This is a genomic window from Streptosporangium amethystogenes, assembly GCF_000721075.1.
GTDB lineage: Bacteria > Actinomycetota > Actinomycetes > Streptosporangiales > Streptosporangiaceae > Streptosporangium > Streptosporangium amethystogenes.
On record NZ_JOEQ01000003.1, the window covers coordinates 125,590 to 148,408 of the forward strand.

25 protein-coding genes are annotated in these 22,819 nt (G+C 69.9%); 12 read left to right on the plus strand and 13 right to left on the minus strand.

Annotated features, from left to right (window positions below; all coding sequences use genetic code 11):
• Nucleotides 1-18: 18 nt before the first annotated feature.
• Genes IG98_RS0103790 through IG98_RS44445 form a run of 3 tightly spaced genes read left to right on the plus strand, consistent with a single transcriptional unit; the run spans nt 19 to nt 2,463 of the window.
• The gene (locus IG98_RS0103790) at nt 19-372 is read left to right on the plus strand and encodes a hypothetical protein (protein ID WP_030905424.1); all 354 of its coding nucleotides are present in this window, start codon (nt 19-21) and stop codon (nt 370-372) included.
• A 44-nt stretch (nt 373-416) separates the two neighbouring features.
• The gene (locus tag IG98_RS0103795) at nt 417-1,955 is read left to right on the plus strand and encodes a tryptophan halogenase family protein (RefSeq protein WP_030905426.1); all 1,539 of its coding nucleotides are present in this window, start codon (nt 417-419) and stop codon (nt 1,953-1,955) included.
• On the plus strand, nt 1,948-2,463 hold the full coding sequence (locus tag IG98_RS44445) for a flavin reductase family protein (RefSeq protein ID WP_051751495.1): 516 nt from the start codon (nt 1,948-1,950) through the stop codon (nt 2,461-2,463). Before IG98_RS0103795 ends, IG98_RS44445 begins: the two co-directional genes overlap by 8 nt.
• A 119-nt stretch (nt 2,464-2,582) precedes the next feature.
• Here the strand turns inward: IG98_RS44445 and IG98_RS0103805 are convergent, their stop codons facing one another.
• Nucleotides 2,583-3,203 (minus strand): TetR/AcrR family transcriptional regulator, encoded by a 621-nt coding sequence (locus IG98_RS0103805; protein WP_030905447.1) that lies wholly within the window; start codon nt 3,201-3,203, stop codon nt 2,583-2,585.
• Nucleotides 3,204-3,307: 104 nt separating this feature from the next.
• Here IG98_RS0103805 and IG98_RS0103810 point away from each other — a divergent pair, with 104 nt between their 5' ends.
• Nucleotides 3,308-4,507, plus strand: a complete 1,200-nt coding sequence (locus IG98_RS0103810; protein ID WP_030905450.1) for a cytochrome P450 — start codon at nt 3,308-3,310, stop codon at nt 4,505-4,507.
• A gap of 14 nt (nt 4,508-4,521) precedes the next feature.
• Nucleotides 4,522-4,725, plus strand: a complete 204-nt coding sequence (locus IG98_RS0103815) for a ferredoxin (protein ID WP_425427981.1) — start codon at nt 4,522-4,524, stop codon at nt 4,723-4,725.
• A 68-nt stretch (nt 4,726-4,793) separates the two neighbouring features.
• Here IG98_RS0103815 and IG98_RS0103820 read toward each other — a convergent pair whose 3' ends face one another.
• From IG98_RS0103820 to IG98_RS0103830, 3 genes are all read right to left on the minus strand, one after another.
• Nucleotides 4,794-5,381 carry a DsbA family protein gene (locus IG98_RS0103820; protein WP_037969294.1) on the minus strand — a complete coding sequence of 196 codons (588 nt, stop codon included), beginning with the start codon at nt 5,379-5,381 and terminating at the stop codon, nt 4,794-4,796.
• Between the two features lie 123 nt (nt 5,382-5,504).
• Entirely contained in the window at nt 5,505-6,356 is an 852-nt protein-coding gene (locus IG98_RS0103825) for an SDR family NAD(P)-dependent oxidoreductase (protein WP_245651389.1), read from the minus strand.
• On the minus strand, nt 6,353-7,588 hold the full coding sequence (locus tag IG98_RS0103830) for an acyl-CoA dehydrogenase family protein (RefSeq protein WP_030905462.1): 1,236 nt from the start codon (nt 7,586-7,588) through the stop codon (nt 6,353-6,355). The genes IG98_RS0103825 and IG98_RS0103830 overlap by 4 nt, the downstream gene beginning before the upstream one ends.
• Before the next feature lie 155 nt (nt 7,589-7,743).
• Between IG98_RS0103830 and IG98_RS0103835 the strand changes: the two genes are divergently transcribed.
• Nucleotides 7,744-8,409, plus strand: coding sequence for a TetR/AcrR family transcriptional regulator (locus IG98_RS0103835; protein WP_030905465.1), 666 nt, complete (start codon nt 7,744-7,746; stop codon nt 8,407-8,409).
• Nucleotides 8,410-8,425: 16 nt separating this feature from the next.
• On the opposite strand, the gene IG98_RS0103840 is transcribed toward IG98_RS0103835, so the two are convergent.
• The 6 genes from IG98_RS0103840 to IG98_RS0103865 form a co-directional block, all read right to left on the minus strand.
• On the minus strand, nt 8,426-9,034 hold the full coding sequence (locus IG98_RS0103840; RefSeq protein ID WP_084195111.1) for a GTP-binding protein: 609 nt from the start codon (nt 9,032-9,034) through the stop codon (nt 8,426-8,428).
• Nucleotides 9,015-9,341 carry a DUF742 domain-containing protein gene (locus tag IG98_RS0103845; RefSeq protein WP_051751498.1) on the minus strand — a complete coding sequence of 109 codons (327 nt, stop codon included), beginning with the start codon at nt 9,339-9,341 and terminating at the stop codon, nt 9,015-9,017. The genes IG98_RS0103840 and IG98_RS0103845 overlap by 20 nt, the downstream gene beginning before the upstream one ends.
• A 20-nt stretch (nt 9,342-9,361) precedes the next feature.
• Nucleotides 9,362-9,787: a roadblock/LC7 domain-containing protein gene (locus tag IG98_RS0103850; protein ID WP_030905472.1), complete on the minus strand. Its 426-nt coding sequence runs from the start codon at nt 9,785-9,787 to the stop codon at nt 9,362-9,364.
• Nucleotides 9,780-12,119, minus strand: a complete 2,340-nt coding sequence (locus IG98_RS0103855) for a sensor histidine kinase (RefSeq protein WP_084195113.1) — start codon at nt 12,117-12,119, stop codon at nt 9,780-9,782. Before IG98_RS0103855 ends, IG98_RS0103850 begins: the two co-directional genes overlap by 8 nt.
• A gap of 370 nt (nt 12,120-12,489) precedes the next feature.
• On the minus strand, nt 12,490-13,470 hold the full coding sequence (locus IG98_RS0103860; protein WP_084195114.1) for a YihY/virulence factor BrkB family protein: 981 nt from the start codon (nt 13,468-13,470) through the stop codon (nt 12,490-12,492).
• A 113-nt stretch (nt 13,471-13,583) separates the two neighbouring features.
• Nucleotides 13,584-14,396, minus strand: a complete 813-nt coding sequence (locus IG98_RS0103865) for a class I SAM-dependent methyltransferase (protein ID WP_030905481.1) — start codon at nt 14,394-14,396, stop codon at nt 13,584-13,586.
• A gap of 148 nt (nt 14,397-14,544) precedes the next feature.
• Between IG98_RS0103865 and IG98_RS50110 the strand changes: the two genes are divergently transcribed.
• Both IG98_RS50110 and IG98_RS0103875 read left to right on the plus strand, forming a co-directional pair.
• On the plus strand, nt 14,545-14,682 hold the full coding sequence (locus IG98_RS50110; RefSeq protein WP_157594138.1) for a hypothetical protein: 138 nt from the start codon (nt 14,545-14,547) through the stop codon (nt 14,680-14,682).
• A gap of 52 nt (nt 14,683-14,734) precedes the next feature.
• Entirely contained in the window at nt 14,735-16,468 is a 1,734-nt protein-coding gene (locus IG98_RS0103875) for a pyruvate dehydrogenase (protein ID WP_030905484.1), read from the plus strand.
• Nucleotides 16,469-16,528: 60 nt separating this feature from the next.
• On the opposite strand, the gene IG98_RS44450 is transcribed toward IG98_RS0103875, so the two are convergent.
• Complete coding sequence (locus IG98_RS44450) at nt 16,529-17,032, minus strand: MarR family winged helix-turn-helix transcriptional regulator (protein WP_037969297.1); 504 nt, start codon at nt 17,030-17,032, stop codon at nt 16,529-16,531.
• A 72-nt stretch (nt 17,033-17,104) separates the two neighbouring features.
• Here IG98_RS44450 and IG98_RS0103885 point away from each other — a divergent pair, with 72 nt between their 5' ends.
• From IG98_RS0103885 to IG98_RS0103895, 3 genes are read left to right on the plus strand one after another with little or no spacing between them, the layout of a single operon-like run.
• A complete protein-coding gene (locus IG98_RS0103885) occupies nt 17,105-18,307 on the plus strand; it encodes a flavin-dependent oxidoreductase (protein WP_030905488.1) in 1,203 nt (400 codons plus the stop codon).
• Nucleotides 18,304-18,753: a DUF3237 domain-containing protein gene (locus IG98_RS0103890; protein WP_211263870.1), complete on the plus strand. Its 450-nt coding sequence runs from the start codon at nt 18,304-18,306 to the stop codon at nt 18,751-18,753. Before IG98_RS0103885 ends, IG98_RS0103890 begins: the two co-directional genes overlap by 4 nt.
• Before the next feature lie 11 nt (nt 18,754-18,764).
• Nucleotides 18,765-20,369, plus strand: coding sequence for a CocE/NonD family hydrolase (locus IG98_RS0103895; RefSeq protein WP_051751501.1), 1,605 nt, complete (start codon nt 18,765-18,767; stop codon nt 20,367-20,369).
• A 228-nt stretch (nt 20,370-20,597) separates the two neighbouring features.
• Here IG98_RS0103895 and IG98_RS0103900 read toward each other — a convergent pair whose 3' ends face one another.
• On the minus strand, nt 20,598-21,092 hold the full coding sequence (locus IG98_RS0103900) for a hypothetical protein (RefSeq protein WP_157594139.1): 495 nt from the start codon (nt 21,090-21,092) through the stop codon (nt 20,598-20,600).
• A gap of 25 nt (nt 21,093-21,117) precedes the next feature.
• Here IG98_RS0103900 and IG98_RS0103905 point away from each other — a divergent pair, with 25 nt between their 5' ends.
• Nucleotides 21,118-21,447 carry a hypothetical protein gene (locus tag IG98_RS0103905; protein ID WP_157594140.1) on the plus strand — a complete coding sequence of 110 codons (330 nt, stop codon included), beginning with the start codon at nt 21,118-21,120 and terminating at the stop codon, nt 21,445-21,447.
• A 20-nt stretch (nt 21,448-21,467) separates the two neighbouring features.
• Here IG98_RS0103905 and kynU read toward each other — a convergent pair whose 3' ends face one another.
• Nucleotides 21,468-22,700, minus strand: a complete 1,233-nt coding sequence (kynU, locus tag IG98_RS0103910) for a kynureninase (RefSeq protein WP_030905503.1) — start codon at nt 22,698-22,700, stop codon at nt 21,468-21,470.
• Nucleotides 22,701-22,819: the final 119 nt, after the last annotated feature.

Here is a 22,819-nt window from a genome sequence, read left to right on the forward strand (position 1 = left end):
CCACGCGAGAAGGCGGACGTGCGCGACCTGGCCCCGGACCCCCGCCTGGAGAAGGTGGAGGTGCTCACCTGCTTCATGATGGGCCACGACTTCTGGCCGCGAGAGCGGTGCGTGGCCTCGCTGCGCCGGCTGCGCGAGGCGTTCCCCAACGCCCGCAGGTTCCTGCTCGGCGACACGGCGCGGACCACCGGCATCCCCGACCGGGACAAGCCCGTGTTCACCCTGGCCTTCGAGACGGCCCACGACCTGATGGGCGTCTACCTGCCCACGCTCGCCGAGTGGGAGGGCGTGTTCGAAGAGAGCGGCTGGAAGTTCCTGAACGCCCGCGTCGTGCGGGTCCCCGCCGACTCCGTCGTCTACGAACTGGCCTGACCGGGCCGAGATCCGGCCTTTCCAACGAATGTTGAGGAGCTTTAATGATCCGATCCGTGGTTATCGTAGGCGGTGGTACGGCCGGATGGATGACGGCCAGCTACCTGATGGCGGCGTTCGGCGACCGGATCGACGTGACCCTGGTGGAATCACCCCAGGTGAAGCGGATCGGCGTCGGCGAGGCCACCTTCAGCACCGTGCGGCACTTCTTCGACTACCTCGGGCTTGACGAAGCCGACTGGCTGCCGAAATGCGCCGGAGGCTACAAGCTCGGCATCCGCTTCGAGAACTGGAGCGGAGCGGGCGAGTACTTCTACCACCCGTTCGAGCGGCTGCGCGTGGTGGACGGATTCTCCATCGCCGACTGGTGGCTCGAACTGGGCGACCGCAGCAGGCCGTTCGACCGCTCCTGCTTCATCACCTCGGCGCTCTGCGAGGCCAAGCGCTCACCACGAATGCGGGACGGGTCGCTCTTCGCCTCCGAGCTGGACGGCCCGCTGGGCCGCTCCACCCTGGCCGAGCAGCGGGCCCAGTTCCCCTACGCCTATCACTTCGACGCCGACGAGGTCGCCAGATACCTGGCCGACTTCTCCGTCAAGCGCGGTGTCCGCCACATCCTGGACAACGTGCAGCACGTCGCCCAGGACGAGCGCGGCTGGATCAGCCACGTGCACACCGCGGCCCACGGTGAGATCGCCGGTGACCTCTTCATCGACTGCACCGGTTTCCGCGGCATGCTGATCAACCAGACGCTCGGCGCCGAGTTCCAGTCGTTCGAGGACGTGCTGCCCAACAACCGCGCGGTCGCGCTCCGGGTGCCGCGCGAAGAGGCCACCGACATGAGCCCGTACACCACGGCGACCGCGATGAGCGCGGGCTGGATGTGGACCATCCCGCTGTTTCGCCGCAACGGCACCGGCTACGTCTACTCCGACCAGTTCATCAGCCCGGAGGAGGCCGAGCGGGAGCTGCGCCAGGCCGCCGCGCCCGGCCAGGAGGACCTCCAGGCCAACCACATCCGGATGCGCATCGGCCGCAACCGGGACTCATGGGTCAAGAACTGCGTGGCGATCGGGCTCTCCAGCGCGTTCGTCGAGCCGCTGGAGTCCACCGGCATCTTCTTCATCCAGCACGGCATCGAGCAACTCGTCAAGCACTTCCCCGACGAGCGGTGGGACAGCGACCAGATCACGGCGTACAACACCCGGGTCGCGAACGCCGTGGACGGGGTGAAGGAGTTCCTGGTCCTGCACTACAAGTCCGCGCAGCGCGACGACACGCCGTACTGGAAGGAGGCGAAGACCCGCGCGATGCCGGCCGGGCTGCGGGAGAAACTCGATCTCGCCCGGTCACGCCTGCTGGACGAGGAGACCATCTACCCCTACTTCCACGGATTCGAGAGCTACTCCTGGAACGCGATGAACCTCGGCCTGGGCCACCTGCCCCGCACGGCGCCGCCGGCCCTGAAACACCTCGACCCGAGCAACGCCCTGGCCGAGTTCGCCCGGATCAGGTCCGAGGCCGAGGAGATGGTCGCCGCGCTGCCCAGCTGTTACGAGTACCTGGCCGGTATCAATGGCTGACCGGCGGCACCTCGCGGCGCCGGACGCCTTCCGCGGCTTCATGAGCTCCTACTTCACCGGTGTCACGATCATCACGTCCATCGACGGCGATGAGCGGCCGCACGGGCTGACCTGCAACTCGCTCACCAGCGTGACGCTCGACCCGCCGACGCTACTGGTCTGCCTGGACATCCGGAGCGGGACGCTGGCCGCGGTCAGCAGCCGGGGAGAGTTCACGGTGAACCTGCTCGACGACGGCGCCCAGAGCACGGCGGAACTCTTCGCCTCGCCGAAATCCGACCGCTTCGACCAGGTCGCCTGGCGGCGGACGGCGCTCACCGGGCTGCCCTGGCTGGTCGAGGACGCCTTCGCGGTGGCGGAGTGCCAGGTGGCCGAGACGTTGGTCGTGGGCGACCACGCGGTGCTCTTCGGCCGGGTCGTGAACGTGCAGGCCGGTCCTGGAAATCCGCTGCTGTACGGCATGGGGGCGTTCTCGGGCGGGAGGTCGCGGCCGGTGCCGGCCTCCTGACCCGACCGATGGGCACGACCCCGAAGGGAGTTCGGTCTCGTCGTCTTCATGTTCCTGCTCGGCTGTGAACTGCGGACCGACGGGATCGAGCGCCCGCGTATTCATCCCGGCGGGCAGGTTCAGGGCGGCGTGAAGGTGGCGCGCAGGCCGGCGAGGGTGAACTCGGTGGCCTGGCGTCCGGCTTCCAGCATCTCCTCGGGGGAGGCTCCGTGCCGCATGCTGACGAAGGCGGCGAGCTTGGCCCCGCCGATCACCGCCCCCACGGCCGCCGACGCCTCGGTCAGGTTCAGCTCGTCGGGGCACGCCCGGTGCAGGGCCTCGGCGAGCTCCTGCTGACTGTCGAAGAGGAGCAGCAGGCCGCGCGCCCTGAGCGAGGGGACGTTCAGGATGAGGTGGTTGATGGGCGCTATCTCACGGGCGAGCTGGTCGTCGACGGCGAGCGCGGCGAACCCCGAGGTGATGGCGCGGCTCAGCAGGTCGACCGCCCGGTCTCCGGGACCGTGCTCGTCGATCACCCGCAGGGCGCGGTCGACGCCGTCTCGCGAGTTGTGGAAGACCACGTCCTCCTTGCTGGCGAAGTAGCTGAAGAAGGTGCGGGTCGAGACGTCGGCCGCTGCGGCGATCTCCGAGACGGTCGTCTGCTCGTAGCCCTTCTCGACGAAGAGCTCGATCGCCGCGGCGATGAGAGCGTGCCGGGTGCGCAGCTTCTTACGCTCACGCAGTCCCAGAACCTCACTCATGTGGAAATCTTACTGCATAGCACAATACTCTGCACCTATTGTAACTTTGCATTTGATGTAGTTTTCTGGGTGGAGACCAGCTGCATCTCTGCATAGGAGCGACGATGACAGAGTCCCACGCGGAGGCGATCACCTTTCCCTTCGGACGCCCCGACCCCTTCACCCCACCCGAGCGTCTGGCCGCACTGCGCGAGGAGCGGCCCGTCACCCGGATGACCTACCCCGACGGCCGGGTGGGCTGGCTGGCGACCTCCTACCCCGCGGTGCGGGCGATCCTGGCCGACCCCCGGTTCAGCTCCCGGCGTGAGCTGCTGAACGTCCCGGTGCCCTTCCCGCTGATGCAGGAGATGCGCCGCCCGGCCGACCCCGGCATGTTCATCCGGATGGACCCGCCCGACCACACCCGCTACCGGAGGCTGCTCACCGCGCAGTTCACCGTGCGGCGGATGAAGCAGCTGGAGCCCAGGATCCACGAGATCGCCGAGGAGCGGCTGGACGCGATGGAGAAGGCCGGGCCTGTTCAGGACCTGGTCAGGGAGTTCGCGCTGCCCATTCCCTCACTGGTGATCTGCGAGCTGCTCGGTGTCCCGTACTCCGACCGTGCGGAGTTCCAGCAGGCCACCGCGGTGCTGCTGAACCTGGAGTCCACCGTCGAGGACATTCGCGCGGCGTTCGCCCGCGTCGCCGCGTTCTTCGCCCGGCTCATCGAGCTCAAGCGGGCCGAGCCGGCCGACGACCTGCTCAGCGGGCTCATCACCGGCGGTGAGCTGACCGACGAGGAGCTGGGCAACATCGGCTTCCTGCTGCTCGCCGCCGGGCACGAGACGACCGCCAACATGCTCGGGCTCGGCACGTTCGCCCTGCTACAGCACCCCGACCAGCTCGCCGCGCTGCGCGCCGACCCCTCGCTGATCGACAACGCGGTCGAGGAGTTGCTGCGCTATCTCAGCATCATCCACATCGGCCCGATCCGCGCCGCCCTGGAGGACGTCGAGGTGGACGGGGAGCTCATCAGGGCTGGTGAGGTGGTGACCCTCTCGGTCCAGGCCGCCAACCGCGATCCCGCGCGCTTCACCGACCCCGACCGTCTGGACATCACCAACCCCGCGAGTGGGCATCTGACATTCGGGCACGGGTTGCACCAGTGCCTCGGCCAGCAGCTCGCCCGCGTGGAGATGCGCACCGCGTTTCCCATGCTGTTCGATCGGTTCCCCGATCTACGACTCGCCATACCGGCGCAGGAGGTCCGCATGCGCGACACCATGTCCATCTACGGCGTACGGGAACTGCCGGTCAGATGGTAGAGAACGCACTGAAGGTGACCACGGACACGGCGCGGTGCATCGGAGCGGGCATGTGCGTGCTCACCGCGCCGAAGGTGTTCGACCAGAGCGAGGATGACGGCACCGTCGTGCTCCTCGACGAGTCACCGCCGCCCGAGTCGCACGCCGACGTCCGCCGGGCCGAGCGGCTCTGCCCTTCGGGCGCCATCTCGGTGCGGGAGGATCCCGGCACCGCCTGACATACGGGGGTGCCGGGGTCCCGTACGGCAGGGAACGCGGGATTCCGGCACTTCCCGAGGTATCGCGGTCACCGGCGCGAGCGGGCGACGGCCAGCACGGCGGTGAGGATGGCCTGCGCGTTGGCGGGTACCGGGACGTTCTGGACGAGGACCGTCGGCGTGGCGCTCACCCCGCGCTCGATGGCCGTCTCCGTCACGTGGGCGGCCCAGTCGAGGTAGACGCCCTCGCGCACGCATCCGCCGAACCCCGGATCGGTGATCCCCGCGAGACGGCCGGCCTCGACCAGCTCGTCGTCGGTGAGCCCCGGGCCTCCCTCCGGGGGCTGGTCGGCGAAGAGCGCGTGGGCGTACTCGACGAACCTCCCCCGGTCCGAGGCACACCCCGACGAGGCGGACGCCCGGGAGGAGTAGCGGTCGGTGGACAGCTCGTCCAGGAAGCCCATGGGGTGGTAGACGAGGCTGACCGCTCCGTCCGCCACCAGCCTCACCAGCACCGGTCCCGCCGCCTCCTCGAACGCTTTGCAGAACGGGCAGAGGAAGTCGATGTAGGCGTCCACGATGACCGGACCCGCGCCCACGGCGATACCGTCTCCCGCCGTGGAGGCGGCGGCGGGCACTCGGGCCGGCCGTGTGGGCCGATGCGGTCGAGCTGTCATGTGTTCCTCCCCGCGACGCGGAAGAGGGTCGCGGACCCCGCGGGTCCAACCCCTTTCGTGGCCTACCCCGTGACAGACCGTCGGAGCCTATGAACCACCAAAATTCGGACAAATCCCCCTCTCTTAGGCTCGTGGGCCCGGAGCGCGGCGGAAGGAGAAGGGCTGGCTCTCGCGGCCGGGGATCACGAACCAGCACTCGCCGGTGCCCTCGCTGTCGAGCAGCTGGACGAACGTCTCGACGACCGCCGAGACCTCCAGGATCGGGAAGCCGAGTTGCTGGAGCGTCTCCCTGCCCTCGCCGAGGATCGCGGTGTCGGCGAACGAGGGGCAGAGCCCCTGCACCCTGATCCCCCGGGGCTGGAGATCCTGGCCGAGCGAGCGGACCAGCCCGACGACGGCGTGCTTGTTGGCGGCGTAGATGGGATCCGAGGGGATGCCGACGATGCCCGCCATGCTGGCGGTCGCCACGATCGTGCCGCCGCCCGCCGCCAGCAGCGCCGGGATCGCGGCGTGCGCCCCGAAGACGACGCCGTCGAGGTTGACCCCCATCGCCAGGCGGTAGCGCCGGATGTCGAAGTCCTCGCCCAGCCCGCAGCCCGAGGTGATGCCCGCGTTGAGGAAGGCGAGGTCGAGCCTGCCGTACCGCTCGACCGCGGTCGCCACCGCCGCCTCGTTGTCCTCCAGCCGGGACACGTCGCAGTGGACGTAGGCCGCGTCCAGCTCGTCGGCGAGCTTCTGGCCCGCGGCGTCGTCGATGTCGGCGAGGACGAGGCGGGCCCCGCCCTCGGCCAGCCGCCGGGCCACGCCCGCGCCGATGCCGTTGCCGCCGCCGGTGACCAGGGCGACCCTGCCCTCCAGCCGGTCACTGCGGACCACGTTGAACGCCTCCGCCGGGCTCTCGGCCTCCAGCCCGCCGAACAGCCCGCCACCGCCTCCGGCGAACCAGCCGCCCGTACCCGTCTGCTCCGTGGTCAAAGTGGCAGCCCTCCGGTCGCGGCGTTGGTCGAACCCGTGCTCTGGTACGCCGCGATCGTACGCTCGGCGATGCGCATCTGGTGGATCTCGTCGGCGCCGTCCGCGAAGCGGGCCCAGCGGGCGTGCTGGAGCATGTTGGCCAGCGGGGTGTCGGTCGAATAGCCGAGCGCGCCGTGCACCTGGATCGCCCGGTCGACGATCCGGTTGAGGCTGTTGGCCACGAAGTGCTTCGCCATCGAGACCTCGGTGCGGAAGTCCTCACCCTTGTCGATCTTCGAGGCGGCGTGCAGGACCATCAGCTTGCACTGGTAGAGCTCCATCGCCGAGTCGGCGATCAGCCACTGGATGCCCTGCTTCTCGGCCAGCAGCGATCCGTGGCTGTAGCGGTTGAGCGCGCGGTCGACCATCATGTCCAGCGCCGTCTCGGCCTGGGAGATCCAGCGCATGCAGTGCGCCAGCCGCGCCGGGCCCAGGCGGTACTGGCCGAGCCGGTGGCCGTTGCCGCGCCCGCCGAGGATCTGGCTGTCGTGCACCCGCAGGTCGGTGATGACGATCTCGCTGTGCCCGGTGGAGCCGTGCATCGTCTCCACCTCGCGGACGTCGTTCCACCCCTCCTGCGGAAGGTCGACGAGGAAGGCCGTGTTGCCGCCGCGCGAGCCCTCGGGCACGTCGAGCTCGGTCTTGGCGATGAGGATGGCGAAGCTCGACCGGCGGGCGTTGGAGATGAACCACTTGTGGCCGTTGATGACCCACTCGTCGCCGTCCTTGACGGCGTGGGTGCGGATGAGCGTGGGGTCGGAGCCGGCCACCTCCGGCTCGGTCATCGCGAAGCATGACATCTGGTGGCCCTTGAGCAGTGGTTTGAGGTACTTCTCCTTCTGCTCGTCGGTCGCCCAGTGCAGCAGCGTGTGCATGTTGCCCTCGTCGGGCGCCGCGCAGTTGAGGACCCAGGGCCCGAGCCGGGTCTTGGCGGCCTCGGACTGCACCATGGCGAGTTCGACGTGGCCGAGGCCCATGCCGCCCCACTCCCTGGGCATGTGCGGCAACCACAGTCCCTCGGCCCGTGCCTTCTCGCGCAGCTCGAAGATGACCCGGATGTACTCGTCGCGGGTGGTCGCCTTCTCCTCGTCGTCGAAGCCGCTGACGGCCGGGATGACGGTCTCCTGGACGAAGGCCCGTACCCGGCGACGGATCTCCTCGTGCTCGGGGGCGAGGGTGAAATCAATGGCCATGGGGTCCTCCCCTTACCTTCTGGCCGACAGGTCAGAAGGGAATGCCTTCTATCCTTGCCGTGTGCCGCCATCTTTGAGGCGACTGCTTGATGATTTCAGACAGATGCATTATTACCTTAACGATCGACAGATCCACCGGCAAGACAGGAGCGCGCATGCCCCCGAACCCGGAAGCGACCGGCAGGCGCCTGGTGGCGGCGGCCGAGCGGCTGTTCGCCGAGCGGGGGATCGACGGCGTGTCACTCCGCGAGATCAACAATGCCGCCGGGCAGCGCAACTCGACGGCCCTCCAGTACCACTTCGGGGATCGGGCGGGACTGCTGAACGCGGTGCTCGCCAAACACCACCCCGAGATCGAGGCCCGCCGTCACCAGCTGCTCGACGAGTACGAGTCCAGGGGGAGCCTTCCGGAGGCCGAGGCCCGCCGTACCCTCGCCGCCGCGCTGGTGCGGCCGATGGCCGCCAAGCTGGCCGACCCCGACGGCGGCCGGTCCTATCTGCAGATCATGGAGCAGCTCGTCCACCGCGGCGACCTGCGGAGTGTGCGGGCCGATCCGCATCAGAGCATCAACCGGTGGCGCGAGCTGGTCGCCCCGCTGCTCTCCGAGGTCGCGCTGCGCCGGCTGCACCAGCGTTTCATGGCCATCCGGGTGACCTACGTGGAGCTCGCCCGCCGCGCCGCGGGACCCGAGGGCAAGGACGACCGGCTCTTCACCAGCCACCTGATCGACGTCGTGTCGGCCGTGCTGGCCACCGAGGTCTCCGCGGAGACCGCCCGCCTGCTGGGAGAGCGCGACAGGCTGCGGGACGAGGCACCGTGAAGGCGAACGGTGACCGTCAGGCGCCCGCCTGAGCCGCCTGGAAGGCGCCGCCCGCCGAGTAGGTGACCAGCGTGGTCAGCACCTCCTTGACCGACTCGCGCCTGCGCACGTCACAGAGGATGATCGGGGCCACCCCGTCCAGCCCCAGCGCCCTCCGTATCTTGATCGGGTCATGCCGCCGCGCGCCGTCGAAGCAGTTGACCGCCACCACGAACGGGAGCCCGCGCTGCTCGAAGTAGTCCACCGCGGGGAAGCAGTCCTGCAGCCGGCGGGTGTCGGCGAGCACGACCGCGCCGAGCGCGCCGACGGAGAGCTCGTCCCACATGAACCAGAACCTGTCCTGGCCCGGGGTGCCGAACAGGTAGAGCCAGAGCCCGTCGCGAATGGTGATCCGGCCGAAGTCCAGCGCCACCGTCGTGGTGATCTTCGATTCCACGCCCGCGAGGTCGTCCACGCCGACACCGCGCTCGCTCAGCAGCTCCTCGGTGTGCAGGGGCCTGATCTCGCTGACCGTACCGACCATGGTCGTCTTGCCGACCCCGAAACCGCCGGCAACAAGGATCTTGATGGCCATCGCCGGGCTGTCGGCCGGGCTCATGCCCGGCTCAGAGGCCGCGTATTCCATGCAGCACTTCCCTGTAGATGCGTTCGTCGATCGTCTTCCCCATCGGCCGGGGCTTGTCGATGGTGACCAGGCCCTCGCGGCGCAGTTCGCTGAGGAGTACGCGAGTGATGTTGAGCGGCAGCTTGAGGTGCGCCGCCACGTCCGCCACGGGGGTCGGCCGGCGGCAGACCGACAGTACGTCGAGATGCTCGGGCATCAACCCGAGCGGCTCGAAGGGCATGTCGACGGTCGTGACGATGGCCACCAGGTCGAAGCTCTCCCCGATCGGGCGCGCCCGACCGCCGGTCACCCCGAAGAGCCTGACCAAGGGCCCGGGATCCTCTCCCGTCACGATCTCGCACCGTTCCAGGCGGGCGCCGGGGCAGCTCCCCTCGGCTGGGAGGACAGGTGTTCGCCGACGCGCTTGACCAGCAGCGCCATCTCGTAGGTCACCATGCCGAGTTCGGCGTCGCCCGCGGCCAGCACGGCCAGCCGGGCTCCCTGCCCCGCCGCGGTGACGAACAGGAAGCCTCCCTCCATCTCGATGATGGTCTGCCGCACCCCCCCGAGGCCGAAGTGCCGCCCGGTGCCCAGCGCGAGGCTGTGACTCCCGGCGGAGATGGCGGACAGGTGCTCGGCGTCCTCCCGGGTCAGCTCCCGGGAGCCGCCCATCGCCAGGCCGTCGGCGGACAGCACGATCGCGTGCCGGATACCGGGGACCCGCTGGGTCAGGTCGTCGAGAAGCCAGCTCAGTTCAGATCTGGGGTCAGGCATCGGAGTGGCCATCCTTTCGCTTCCACACGTCCTGGTCCTGCCCGGCCTGGCTGCGACCCTGCTGCCAGCCCTGTTGCATGGACGACATGAGGTTTGAGAGCTCCTCGGGAGTACGCGCGGGAACGTCGCGCCGCTCTGGTGAGCGTGTCTGGCGGAGCTGGGGGGCCAGGTTGGCCTGCCGCACCCGTACCGGCAACCCGTCCAGGTCGTCGTCGATGTCCGGTACGGACACCGCCCGCCGCACGGGCATCGAGGGGGCCGGGGTCTCCCGCCGCTGCTGTGGCGCGGGGAACCATCCCGGCGAGGGCTCGGGAGTGCGCGCCACCGGCAGGTCCTGCGAACTGTAGAACGCCCCGGGCAGCACCTCCGGTGCCGAGGTCAGCGCCCGCACCGGCCCGCCCGGGTGGGCGTCCACCCGGCGTACCTGGGGGGCGGCCTCGGTGGTCAGTGCCTCGCAGGTGGCGAGAAGGCTCTGCGGCAGCAGCACGATCGCGGTGGTGCCGTCGTACGGCGAGGGCCGCAGCACGACCTTGATCCCGTGCCGGGCCGCGAGCCTGGCCACGACGAACAGGCCGAGCCTGTCGCTGTCGGCCAGGTCGAACTCCGGCGGGTCGGCGAGCTTGGCGTTGAGCTCGTCGAGGGTGGCCTGGTTCAGCCCCAGTCCCCGGTCCTCGACCTCCAGCGCGAAGCCGTTGGCCGCCACCATGCTCCGTACGTGGACCACCGTGTTCGGCGGTGAGAAGACCGTGGCGTTCTCCACCAGCTCGGCGATCAGGTGGATCACGTCGGTGACCGCGGCGCCCACCAGCAGCGGCGCCTGCGGCATGGGCAGGACCGTGACGCGGGTGTAGTCCTCGACCTCGAGCACGGCGCTGCGCACCACGTCGAAGATCGGCACCGGGTCGCGCCATCTGCGGGCGGGGGTCGCCTCGGACAGGATGATCAGGTTCTCCGCGTGCCGTCGCATGCGGGTGGTCAGGTGGTCGAGCCTGAAGAGATCCTCCAGGGTCTCCGGCTCCTCGACGCGGCGCTCCATCGTGTCCAGGAGCGTGAGCTGGCGGTGGAGCAGCGCCTGGTTGCGCCAGGCGAGGTTCAGGAAGACCTGGCTGACGCCCTTGCGGAGTGTGGCCTGGCCGACCGCGGCCTCCACCGCGGTGCGCTGCACCGCGGAGAACGCGTGCACGACCCGGTCGACCTCGGCGGTGTTGGCGCGATCCAATTCGGGGGCCTCGGTCGCCGGGTCCACGTCCTCGCCCTTGCGCAGCCGCTCGACCAGCTGCGGCAACCGCTCTTCCGCCAGTTCCACGGCCGAGGCCTGGAGTCGCTTCAGCTCATCGATCAGGGAGCGGCCGAACCGGTAGGAGAACACGATCGAGACGACGATCGCGAGCAGGCCCAGGCCCAGGACCAGCCCGATGCGCAGGAAGGCCGAACCCTTGAGCTCGCTGCCCTTGATCGTGGCGCGGGTCAGTTCCTCCTGGGTGTGCTGGTTGACCGTGCTCAGCACCGTCCCGGAGTCCCGCTTCCACTCGGCGGCGTCCAGCGGCGGCTTCCCCTTGAGGTCCCATGCGAAGATCTTGTTCTCGGCGGCCAGCAGCCGCTGGTGGGCGGCGTCCCCGGCGACCTGCTGGTAGCGCGCCCGCAGTTCGGGACCCATGTCCCGCTCCGCGTTGGTCAGGAAGTTCTTTCGGCTGGTCATCGCCGCGACGAAGGCCACCTGCTCGGCGTGCGTCATACTGCCGCGCTTCAGCACGGGTGCGAGTACGGCCTGCTCCCTGCCCAGGTACTCGGCGGTGGTGCTGTAGGCGCTCATGCCGCGGATGATCCGGAAGGACGACACGTCGGCGAGCTCCGTCGAGTCACCGAACTGCTTGTTGGCGGCACTGATGAAGGCGTTGTAGGCGTCGGTCACCTGGATCGCGCTCATCGAGCCGTTGTCGGCGGAGGCGCGCACCAGAACGAGCCCGTCCATGGCCGACTTCAGGGCCCGCATGTCGGTCGGGGCGTTCTCCGGTTCGTAGCCCTCGGCGGACGAGATCGCCTGGCGTACCAGATCCACTGTGCGGTTGGTGGCTCGCCGCTGTTCGGAGAGCGGCTTGTGCTGTGCGGTGGCCCCGGCCGCGTCGGCGGAGAGCTGGCGTTCACGCTGGATCTCGACGATCATCTCCCGGATCGGCGCTCCGGTCACCTGCCAGCGGTTCTGCGTCTGGGAGATGCCGGCGATCTGTGAGACCGCCGTGTAGGCGATGACCGACCAAAGGGCGATCAGCGAGAGCACAGGAATGACGAGGATCCTAAGGATCTTCGAGCGGATCGGAGGGGGGGAACTCATTCGTCTTGTCCAATCCGCGGTTCCTGCGCATGGCCGACAGCCGCCGGGTTCGGAGAGCCCCGCGGTCGCACGCCGCGACTGGTGCGTGTGTGATTCGAAACACTATGCCCATGGGACATATGTGGCTTCAAGCTGCAGAGCGAAGATTGAATCTCAATGTTCGCGACAGGTCACGAGACTTCGCACCTGCGCGGACCCGGGCTCCAGACGATCACGCAGCTCAGCACGGGTGTGGTCGCGCGAAACCGGCGTCTCCGCCGCCATTGATCGAGAGCATTCCGTTACCGCCCGCCGACGCCCGAGCAGCCGGTGGCAGGGCATCGCCCCTGACGCCCGGTCACCGAGCACGACGTCGGTGGAAACCCGAAAATCAGACGGCCGGATCCCGCGTACCGAGGTGCCCGACGCCCTGCGTGCCGTCGTGGGGGGTGGCCGGCGGAACGCCCTCACGCGCCGCCTCGGAGCGGGCTCGGCGGGCGGCCAGGTCGACCACGATGCCCGTGGTGCCGGTGGCGGTGAGCGCCGCCGCGAAGAGGATCAGCTGGTTAAGGATCTTGAGGAAGACCAGCATCCCGACGGCTCCGGCGACCACCTGGTAGGCGGGGTTGCCCACCGTCATCTCCAGATAGAACTGCCCCAGGGACTTGAGAGCCTCCAGGCCGGCGACGATGAGCAGCGCGGGCCCGAGGACCCGGCGCGGCGGCAGTCTCAGCCGAGGCGGGCCGCAGAGCAGGGCGACCGCCAGCAGGGTGTTGACGGCCAGGCCGAGCACGAACGCGGCGGCCGACAGCAGCCACCGCGACAGTGTGTCGTCGACGCCCACCGTGTGCGCGAACATCCAGTTCAGCACCGTCTCCGCGACGAAGGCCACCGCGAGCGAGGCCGACAGCAGCAACCCGAGACCCGCCATCACTCCCAGGTCGATGATCTGGCGCAGTACGAGACGGCCCGGATACTCCTCAATCCGCCAGGTGGCCCTGATCGCCGAACGCAGGGCGTCCATCCAGAACAGGCCGGTGATGGGCAGGCCGACGAAGGCGATCGCGCCGGCCGTGCCCCTGGCGTCCTGCAGCGCCTGCACGTCCAGCCGGGGGAAGTTCTCCGAGAGGTAGCCCTGCACCGTGCGCACCACCTCCGGGTCGTCGAGGACCTGGCCGATGATGGCGAACCCGAGCAGCCCCAGCGCGAACACGGCGAAGAACGAGTAGTAGGTGAGCGCCGCCGACAGCCGTCCGGCGTCCACCTCGTCGTAACGCACCCCGGCACGCACCAGATGGTCCAGCCAGCCGTGACGGTGGCGGGCACGCGTCCACGTCTCGGAGATCCGCGCGGTGAAGCCCGTGACCGTCATGCCACGGCCTCTACCCCCGGCCCGCCCGTCTAGCCCCCTTTCGATCATGTCATCTCCGGGCTCACCTCCCGGATCCTCCTTCCGGAGAGCCGGTCCCGAGAGCGATTCTCCGCTCAGCCGTCGCAGGCCCTGCGGGCGAGGATCGAGTGGATCTCGAAGGAGGGCGCGCTGAACCCCGGAGCGGACATGACCTCGCGGACCTCCCGGAGTTGCCGTGCGGTCATTCCCGCCTCCACCAGGCGCTCCTCCAGGTGGTGACTGTTGCTGATCAGCAGGCCGAGCCCGGCGGAGCCGCGTTCCCACACCTCGGTCCAGCGCACCGGGTCGACATCGACCAGGCCCGCCTCGGCCATCTCCCGAGCGGCGGAACCGCCCCAGGTCGGATCGCTGCCCGCGGCGCCCAGCACCCGGGTCATCGCGGCGATGTAGGTCCCGTACAGCTCTCCCTCCCGCCCGCCGGGGGTGGGCGGCGCCACCCAGCGGGTGATGTCGATCTCGTCGATCTGCAGCCAGCCGCCGGGCCGCAGCGCGGCGCGCAGGCGCCGCAAGACCTGGCTGCGCCGGGGCAGGTGGCTGAGCACGAGCCGGGCGTGGATCAGGTCGAACGCGTCCACCGGCAGCGGGTCGGCGACGACGTCGTGGCGGGCGACGGTCAGCCCCGGTCTGGACGGGATCAGGCCGGGTTTGATGTCGGTCGCCAGCACCCGCCCGCCGGGCGCCACCCGCTCGGCCAGCCAGAGCGCCACGCTGCCCCCGCCGGCCCCGACCTCCAGGCAGTTCCAGCCGGCTCCGACGCCGGTCAGCGCGAGGCGCTCGAAGGTCAGCGGGTCAAGGAGCTGGGCGAGGTAGCGGTGCTGGTCGGACGAGTGATCCCCGTCGTTGTCGAACACGTAGTCAGACGCGGCCGCGGAATTCTGCCCGGTCATGTGAAACCTTCCAGGGAGGGGAGCTCGACCGCATCGTAAGCGGCGCACCACGGAAAGTGACAGGCTTTCGGCCAGACCTGGCCATCATCACAGGGAAATGTATCTCCGACGTTCCACCGCGCCCGGACAAAGAACTTGTGTTCGGTGGGTGAACATGGTGCACCACGAGATCGAGGGCCCAGCCGCCGCGCGGCCCGTCGGGCTGCCCGACGCGGCGCACCTGGCGAACGTCGAGCGACCGAAGGCGGTCTCGGAACACCTTCTGGAGCACCTCCTCGGGGAGTGACCCGGCGAAATACGGTGAGGTACACCGGTGACGCCATACACGAGGGGGCACCATGGCGACCGTCGCCGAGCAGTTCATCGAGGTTCTCCGCCAGGCCGGGGTGGAACGAATCTACGGGGTGGTGGGCGACAGCCTGAACCCCGTGGTCGACGCGGTCAGGAAGTCCGGCCGCATCGAGTGGGTCCACGTACGCAACGAGGAGGCCGGGGCGTTCGCCGCCGCGGCCGAGGCACAGGTCACCGGGCGCCTGGCGGCCTGCGCGGGGAGCTGCGGCCCCGGCAACACCCACCTGATCCAGGGGCTCTACGACGCCCACCGCAGCGGTGCCCCGGTGCTCGCGCTGGCCTCGCACATCCCCTCCACCCAGATCGGCACCGGCTTCTTCCAGGAGACCCACCCGGGGCGCCTCTTCGTGGAGTGCAGCCACTTCTGCGAGATGATCAGCACACCGGAGCAGATGCCCCGGGTGCTGCGTACCGCCGTCCAGCAGGCGATCGGCCTCGGCGGTGTCTCGGTGCTGGTGCTCCCCGGTGACGTGGCGAGCATGTCCACCGCCCGCGCCACCGGTGAGCACGACTTCCTGACCCGGACCGGCACGGTCGTGCCACCCGCCGACCAGGTAACCGAGCTGGCCGAGGCGCTGAACCACGCCGAGAAGGTGATGCTGTTCTGCGGCGCCGGGACGCGCCACGCCCGTGAGGAGGTCATGGGGCTGGCCGGGCGCACCCTGGCACCGGTCGGGCACGCGCTGCGCGGCAAGGAGTGGATCCAGTACGACAACCCCTACGACGTGGGGATGAGCGGGCTGCTCGGCTACGGCGCCTGCTACGACGCGATGCGCGAGGCGGACCTGGTGGTACTGGCGGGGACCGACTTCCCCTACGACGACTTCCTGCCGGGGGCGCGCACGGTCCAGATCGACCACGACCCGGCGCGGCTGGGCCGCAGGACCCCGCTGGAGCTGGCCGTGCACGGCGATGTCGGCGCGACGATCCGCGCGGTGCTGCCGCACGTCACGCAGAAGACGGACCGCCGCCAGCTCGACAGGATGCTGGCCAGGCATCTGAAGGCACTGGAGAACGTCGTGGAGGCCTATACGCACGACATCGAGCACCACCGCCCGATCCATCCCGAGTACGTCGCGAACCTGGTCGACGAACTCGCCGCCGACGACGCGGTGTTCACGGTGGACACCGGGATGTGCAACGTCTGGGCCGCCCGCTATCTCAGTCCGAACGGCCGTCGCCGCATCATCGGCTCGTTCGTGCACGGGAGCATGGCCAACGCGCTCCCGCACGCCATCGGCGCCCAGTTCACCGATCGCGGGCGGCAGGTCGTCTCGCTGTCAGGGGACGGCGGGCTCGGCATGCTCCTCGGGGAGCTGCTCACGGTCCGGCTGCACGACCTGCCGGTGAAGACCGTGGTGTTCAACAACTCCTCGCTCGGCATGGTGAAGCTGGAGATGCTGGTGGACGGGCTTCTCGACTTCGGCACCGACCACGCTCCCGTCGACTACGCGGCGATCGCCGCCGCGGCCGGCATCGGGTCGTTGCGGGTGGAGGACCCCGCGGACGTACGGGAGGCCCTGGCAAGCGCCTTCGCGACCCCCGGGCCCTTCCTGCTGGACGTGGTCACCGACCCCGATGTGCTGGCCATGCCGCCGCGCATCACCACGGGGCAGGTGAAGGGATTCGCCCTGGCCGCGGGCAAGATCGTGCTCACCGGCGGGGTCGGGCGCATGGTCGACATGGCGAAGGCGAATCTGCGGAGCATCCCGCGCCCCTGAGCCGGACGGCGCCTACCCTGTGGACCGAGCGGCACCCGAGCCGGCCCGTGTCGACTCCGCTCAGGGGGCGTCCCCCGGCCGGGCGGCGAGGACCCGGCCCAGGAGGTCCGTGAGGTTCCCGCGCTCGTCGGCCCCCAGGCAGGAGAACCACTCCTGCTCCCTGCGCGTCTGCTCGGCGAAGATCTCACGGACCGCCGCCTCGCCCGCCGGGGTGAGGCCGACCACCACGGCCCGCCTGTCCTCGGGCAGCGGGCGGCGCTCGACCAGGCCGTCCCGCTCAAGGGTGTTGACGGCGTTGGTCACCGCGGAACGGGAGGTGGCCGAGATCTCCGCGAGCCTGGCGGGCTGGGTGGGGCCGAGCAGCCAGAGTTTGAACATCAGGCGGAAGCCGGGAAGGGTCCAGCCGCGCGGGCGGTGGATCCGCGTCTCCAGGTCCGTGACGAGCAGGGAGGCCAGCTGGAGCAGGTTGTAGGCCAGCGCGAAGGCCTCGGCGTCGGCCGGGGGCGACATGGCCGCCAGGCGCTCACGCGCGTAGGCGGCGTACCTGAGGTCTGCTCTGTCCATCGGCCAAGTCTTGCGTAACGAGAGGTCCGTCGTGAATATTGTTATGGCCGTAACAATTTGCGGGAGGCAGCTGTGCGGGTGGTCATCGCCGGAGGTGGCATCGGCGGGCTGACGACGGCGCTCAGCCTGCACGCCGCCGGCTTCGAGGACGTGGTCGTGTGCGAGGCAGCCGGGGAGATCCGCCCGCTGGGCGTGGGTATCAACCTGCTGCCGCACGCCGTGCGCGAGCTCACCGAGCTCGGCCTCGCGGAGCGGCTGGCCGAGATCGGGGTGGCCACCGGGGAGCTGGCCTACTTCAACCGGTACGGCACGCCGATCTGGTCGGAGCCCAGGGGCCTGGACGCGGGATACGGCTGGCCGCAGTACTCGATCCACCGCGGACGCCTGCAGCTGCTCCTGCTGGAGGCCGTGACCGAGCGCCTCGGCGCGCAGGCCGTGCGGACCGGCAGCCGCGTCGTCCCCACCGGCCCGCGCCCCGGCGCGGACGGCCTGCGGATCGAGGCGGACGACCTGCTGGTCGGAGCGGACGGCATCCATTCGGCGGTCCGGGCGCACCTGTTCCCCGGCGAGGGACCGCCGCCCTGGAACGGGCTGGTCCTGTGGCGCGGCACGACGTACGGCGAGCCGTTCCTGACCGGGCGATCCATGATCATGGCCGGGGACGGCACGCGGAAGTTCGTGGCCTACCCGATCGAGACGGGTGAGCGGACACTGATCAACTGGATCGCCGAACGCCCGCTGGACGGCGAGGCCCCGGCCCGGGGCGACTGGAACCGCCCGGCGGACCCGCAAAGGATCGTCGAGCACTTCGCGGACTGGCGGTTCGACTGGCTGGACGTGCCCGGGATCATCTCCGGTGCCGAGGCGGCGTACGAGTACCCGATGGTCGACCGCGACCCGCTGCCGTACTGGACGTCGGGCAACGTGACCCTGCTGGGCGACGCCGCCCACGCCATGTACCCGATCGGCTCCAACGGCGCCTCCCAGGCGATCATCGATGCCCGGGTGCTCGCCCACTCCCTCGCGCACGGCGACCTCGCCGCCTACGAGGCGGCCCGCCGCCCGGTGACCACCGCGCTGCAGCTGTCCAACCGGCAGATGGGCCCCGAGGTGGTGATGAAGCTCGCCCACGAGCGTGCCCCGGACGGCTTCGACGACATCGAGCGGGTCGTCCCCCTCGCCGAGCGGACCGAGATCGCCGCGTCGTACAAGCGCACGGCGGGTTTCGACCCGGTGTCGCTGAACGAGCGCCCGTCCTGGAGTGTGACGCGGTGAACCTCGAACCGCTCGCTGTGTTTCACGTGGAACTCGACCCGATCCTCGACCTCGGCGACTCCCAGTGGGGCAGGCGCCGAGTGATCAACATCGTGGGCGGGTCGTTCGAGGGGCCGCGCCTCTCCGGGACCGTGCTGCCCGGCGGCGCCGACTGGCAGGTCCTGCACGCCGACGGCATGGCCAGCATCGACACCCGCTACACGCTGCGCACCCACGACGGCGCGCACCTGTTCATCTCCACCAGCGGGGTGCGGCACGGCCCTGCCTCCGTCCTGGAACGCCTGTCTTCGGGCGAGCCCGTCGACCCTGGCGAGTACTACTTCCGGCTGTTCTGCCGCTTCGAGACCGGCGACGAACGTTACCTGTGGCTCAACCGCACCCTGGCCGTGGCATCGGCGGCCCGCACCGCCGATGCCGTCCGCTACGACGCCTACACCCTGACCTGAGGAGCCCCCCGATGGCGAAACTCAACCGCGTACCGCTGCCCCTCACCGCCGAGCACGACACCCCCGTCCCCATGCGCGACGGCACGATCCTGCGCGGCGACGTCTACCGCCCCGCCTCGGGCGGACCGTTCCCGACCCTGCTCATGCGTTCACCGTACGGCGAAAGCTCGTTCCGTACCGCGCCGAGGATCCCCGCGCTGGAGGCCGGGTTCGCGGTGGTGCTCCAGCACTGCCGGGGGTGCGGCAGCAGCGACGGCACGTTCCGGCCCTGGCTGGACGAGGGAACCGACGGCTACGACACCATCGAGTGGATCTGTGCCCAGCCGTGGTCGAACGGCGAGGTCATGGCGTCCGGCGGGTCGTACCTCGCCGGCTGCGCCCTCCAGGCCGCGGCGACCCGCCCGCCGGGGCTGAAGGCCGTGGTCGCGTCCATGACTCCGCACGACTTCTACGACGGGCTGAAGTACCACGGCGGGGCGTTCGCACTGGGCTCGGCGCTGTACTGGGGGTCGCTGCAGTCGATGCTCCATCTGATGCACCAGATGGCGGCGGGCGAGGACGTGGGGGCCGCGTTCGGTGCGCTGTTCTCCATCCTCGGTGACCCCGCGCGGGCCGTCCGGACGCTCCCGCTCCGTGACATCCCGGCCGTCCCCTGGTGGGAGGAGTGGACCTCGCACCCGGCCAGGGACGCCTACTGGGAGGGCCTGGCCGAGACCCTGCGGCACGACCGGATCGAGGTGCCGGTCATGCACATGGCCGGCTGGTTCGACCTCTTCCTCGCCGGAACCCTGGAGAACCACCGCCGCCTGGGTGGTCCGCTGATCGTCGGCCCCTGGACGCACGGTCTCGGCGCGTCGGCCGCGGGCGCGCTCGACTTCGGCTTCGCCGCCTCTGCACAGGTGATCCAGCTGGAGGCGCGGCAGCTCGCGTTCCTGCGGGGCGCGGACAACGGCCCGGCCGTGAAGATCTTCGTGATGGGTGACAACGTGTGGCGGGACGAGGAGGCCTGGCCGCTGGCCCGCGCCGTCGACACCCGCTACCACCTGCACTCCGACGGCAGCCTGTCGACCGACGCCCCCGCGAGGACCGCCCCCTCCACGTTCGTGTTCGACCCCCGCGACCCGGTTCCCACCGTGGGAGGCCCGCTACTGCTCCCCGACGCCACCAATCTCGGCCCGCAGGACCAGCGCGAGGTGGAACTCCGGCACGACGTGCTCTGCTTCACCACCGACGTCCTCGAATCGGACATCGAGGTGACCGGTCCGCTCCAGGTCACCCTGCGGGCGGCGACCTCGGCGGTCAGCACGGACTGGACGGCCAAGCTGGTCGACGTCCACCCCGACGGCCGCGCGATGAGCGTGATCGACGGCATCCTCAGGGCCCGCACCGAGCCGGACAGCCCTGCCGAGTTCGTGATCAGCCTGGTGGCCACCAGCCAGGTCTTCAAGGCCGGGCACCGCATCCGCGTGGAGATCTCCAGCTCCAACTTCCCACGGTTCGACCTCAACCCCGGCAACGGCCGCACCTCCGCGGAATCGGCGCTGGACGAGTTCGTCGTCCAGCGCCAGGCCGTCTTCCCCGACTCCTACATCACCCTGCCGATCGTTCCCCGCTGAGGCCCGTCACGAAGGCGCCGGAAAACGGGGCGGGCGGCATGGACGCCTCTTCACCCGCTCTTTCCCTGTTCGGTGGGGTGGAGGTCGGCGTGGCACCACGTGACGGTGAATCCCGGCTGTAAGCATCGTCACTGTTCCGCTGAACGGTTCCGGATAACGGCAGCGGCCACATTCCAGCCAGCGGATCGGTCATGAAAAGGGGTGATACCTCCATGTCCACCCCCGACCTCAAACAGACCCGATGGTTCCACGCAACCAACACAGGGGACGTCGGCCGATGAGAGGGACGGCCGTACTGTCCCTGGCCGGATCCCTCTCCGTGGCCCTCGCCGTCACCGTTTCCACCCCCGCGGCCGCGTCCGCGCCCAACGTCCCGCCCCCCGCCCCGACCTCGCCCGCCGCCCCGCCCGCCACCTCGACCAGCACCTCGACCAGCACCTCGACCAGCACCTCGACCAGCACCTCGACCAGCACCTCGACCGGCACCTCGACCGCGCTCGTCGAGCCGCCGCCCGATCCGACCTCACCCATCGCCTCGGTCAGCACCGAACCCCCCTCCACCACCGATTCCGGCGGCTCCCGTCCTTCGCTCGCGGAACAGGCACGCAGGAAGTGCAGGCCGAGGTCCTTCTTCAGATTCCATTCCTTCAGGCCGAAGAACTTCTTCATTCCCCGTACTCGGTTCATCGACGGACCCGGCGGCACGATGGCGGCGTCGGTCACCCGGCAACACCGCGTGTACGCCGAGATGGAAATCGAAAGAGAGAAGGTCAGCGAGGTAGAGACGGGAAAACTGATCCGCCAGCTGCGAAACGACGTGAACCCGCTGCTCGCGGACGAGCACATCGTCGAGACCGGACACGAGTACACGCGGGAGATCAGCGACGGCATGTACGGAAACCTGTGGTACCGCGTCTTCGGATACCGGGTGAGTTTCACGGCGTGGCGCCAGGTCTACAACTGCCGGGTACGCAAGGTCACCGCCGGCATCGCCAACATCCCCGCGCGGGTGGAGGGCTGGAGGTACTGGGAGACCAGGCACCCGATGTTCGGGGGACGCAGGCTGAGCGACCGCTGAGCGTCCCCCGGCGGGGATGCTCAGGTGACGGCGAGGCGCCGGTCGTAGCGGTCGTCGCGCCAGCTCTCCTTCTCCAGCACCTCGGCCAGGGTCACGGCCGCGTCGTGGACGTCCGTGAAACGGATGTAGAGCGGCGCGAAGCCGAACCTGAGGACATCGGGCGCGCGGAAGTCGCCGTGGACGCCACGGTCGATCAGGGCGCGCATGACCGGATAGCCGTCCGGGTGGCTGAAGCTGACCTGGCTGCCTCGCCGCTCCGGATCCCTGGGCGAGAGCAGCCCCAGTCCGTACGGCGCGCAGAACTCCTCGACGAGCTCGATGAAGAGGGAGGTCAGTGCCACGCTCTTGGCCCGTACCGTGGCCAGGTCGACGCGCTCCCAGATGTCGAGCGAGGCGTTGAGCGGGGCGTAGGACACCACGTGCGGGGTGCTCACCGTGAAGCGCCGGATGCCGTCGGCGGGACGGAAGTCCGGCTCGAACGCGAACGGCTCCGCGTGACCGTGCCAGCCGGTCAGCAGGTGCCGCCCCGCCGCCTGGTGGTCCGGGTGGACGTAGATGAAGGCCGGGGACCCCGGGCCGCCGTTCAGGTACTTGTAGGTGCAGCCGACCGCGAGGTCGGCCGCCGAGACGTCCACCTGGTACGCGCCGGCGCTGTGGCACAGATCCCAGATCATCAGCGCGCCCGCCGCCTGGACCAGCGCGGTGACCGCCGCCGTGTCGTGCCGGGCGCCGGTCCGGTAGTCCACCTCCGACAGCAGCACGCACGCGACGTCCTCGGAGAGAGCACCGGAGAGGTCGTCGACACCGGTGACGTCGCGGATCTCGTAGCCGCCCAGCGCCTCCGCCAGTCCCTGGACCATGTAGCGGTCGGTGGGGAAGTTGGCCAGGTCCGAGACGACGACCCGGCGCTCCGGCCGCAGACCCAGGGCGGCGGACACCGCCTTGACGACGGCGATCGAGGTGCTCTCCCCCACCGCCACCTGGCCGGGGCCCACGCCGATCAGCGGGGCGATCCTGTCGCCGGTGGTCAGCGGCAGGTCGTACCAGCCGGAGGCGTTCCAGGCGCCGACCAGCCGGCCGCCCCACTCCTGCTCCACGGTCCTCCTGACCGCGGCCGAGGCGGCCTTCGGCGGGGCGCCGAGCGAGTTGCCGACCAGGTAGATCGTCCCGTCGGGCAGAACGAACTCGTCCCTGATCTGCTTGAGGGGATCGGCGGCGTCGAGCGCGACGCACTCCGCACGGCTGATGGCCATGAGTCATCTCCGGGGTAGGTGCTGGCAACCTTTCCATCATGCCGTCACCGGCGGATCAGGTGGCACCCCGGGTGCGGCGGTACCCGGACAGGGCCGCCGCACCCGGACTTTCCGGCTCG

Bases quoted from the DNA above. Each gene is read 5' to 3' on its own strand.
- IG98_RS0103795 (WP_030905426.1), top strand. From the start codon at position 417: ATGATCCGATCCGTGGTTATCGTAGGCGGTGGTACGGCCGGATGGATG.
- IG98_RS44445 (WP_051751495.1), top strand. From the start codon at position 1,948: ATGGCTGACCGGCGGCACCTCGCGGCGCCGGACGCCTTCCGCGGCTTC.
- IG98_RS0103805 (WP_030905447.1), bottom strand. From the start codon at position 3,203: ATGAGTGAGGTTCTGGGACTGCGTGAGCGTAAGAAGCTGCGCACCCGG.
- IG98_RS0103810 (WP_030905450.1), top strand. From the start codon at position 3,308: ATGACAGAGTCCCACGCGGAGGCGATCACCTTTCCCTTCGGACGCCCC.
- IG98_RS0103820 (WP_037969294.1), bottom strand. From the start codon at position 5,381: ATGACAGCTCGACCGCATCGGCCCACACGGCCGGCCCGAGTGCCCGCC.
- IG98_RS0103830 (WP_030905462.1), bottom strand. From the start codon at position 7,588: ATGGCCATTGATTTCACCCTCGCCCCCGAGCACGAGGAGATCCGTCGC.
- IG98_RS0103835 (WP_030905465.1), top strand. From the start codon at position 7,744: ATGCCCCCGAACCCGGAAGCGACCGGCAGGCGCCTGGTGGCGGCGGCC.
- IG98_RS0103840 (WP_084195111.1), bottom strand. From the start codon at position 9,034: ATGGAATACGCGGCCTCTGAGCCGGGCATGAGCCCGGCCGACAGCCCG.
- IG98_RS0103850 (WP_030905472.1), bottom strand. From the start codon at position 9,787: ATGCCTGACCCCAGATCTGAACTGAGCTGGCTTCTCGACGACCTGACC.
- IG98_RS0103855 (WP_084195113.1), bottom strand. From the start codon at position 12,119: ATGAGTTCCCCCCCTCCGATCCGCTCGAAGATCCTTAGGATCCTCGTC.
- IG98_RS0103860 (WP_084195114.1), bottom strand. From the start codon at position 13,470: ATGACGGTCACGGGCTTCACCGCGCGGATCTCCGAGACGTGGACGCGT.
- IG98_RS0103865 (WP_030905481.1), bottom strand. From the start codon at position 14,396: ATGACCGGGCAGAATTCCGCGGCCGCGTCTGACTACGTGTTCGACAAC.
- IG98_RS0103875 (WP_030905484.1), top strand. From the start codon at position 14,735: ATGGCGACCGTCGCCGAGCAGTTCATCGAGGTTCTCCGCCAGGCCGGG.
- IG98_RS44450 (WP_037969297.1), bottom strand. From the start codon at position 17,032: ATGGACAGAGCAGACCTCAGGTACGCCGCCTACGCGCGTGAGCGCCTG.
- IG98_RS0103895 (WP_051751501.1), top strand. From the start codon at position 18,765: ATGGCGAAACTCAACCGCGTACCGCTGCCCCTCACCGCCGAGCACGAC.
- IG98_RS0103905 (WP_157594140.1), top strand. From the start codon at position 21,118: ATGGAAATCGAAAGAGAGAAGGTCAGCGAGGTAGAGACGGGAAAACTG.
- kynU (WP_030905503.1), bottom strand. From the start codon at position 22,700: ATGGCCATCAGCCGTGCGGAGTGCGTCGCGCTCGACGCCGCCGATCCC.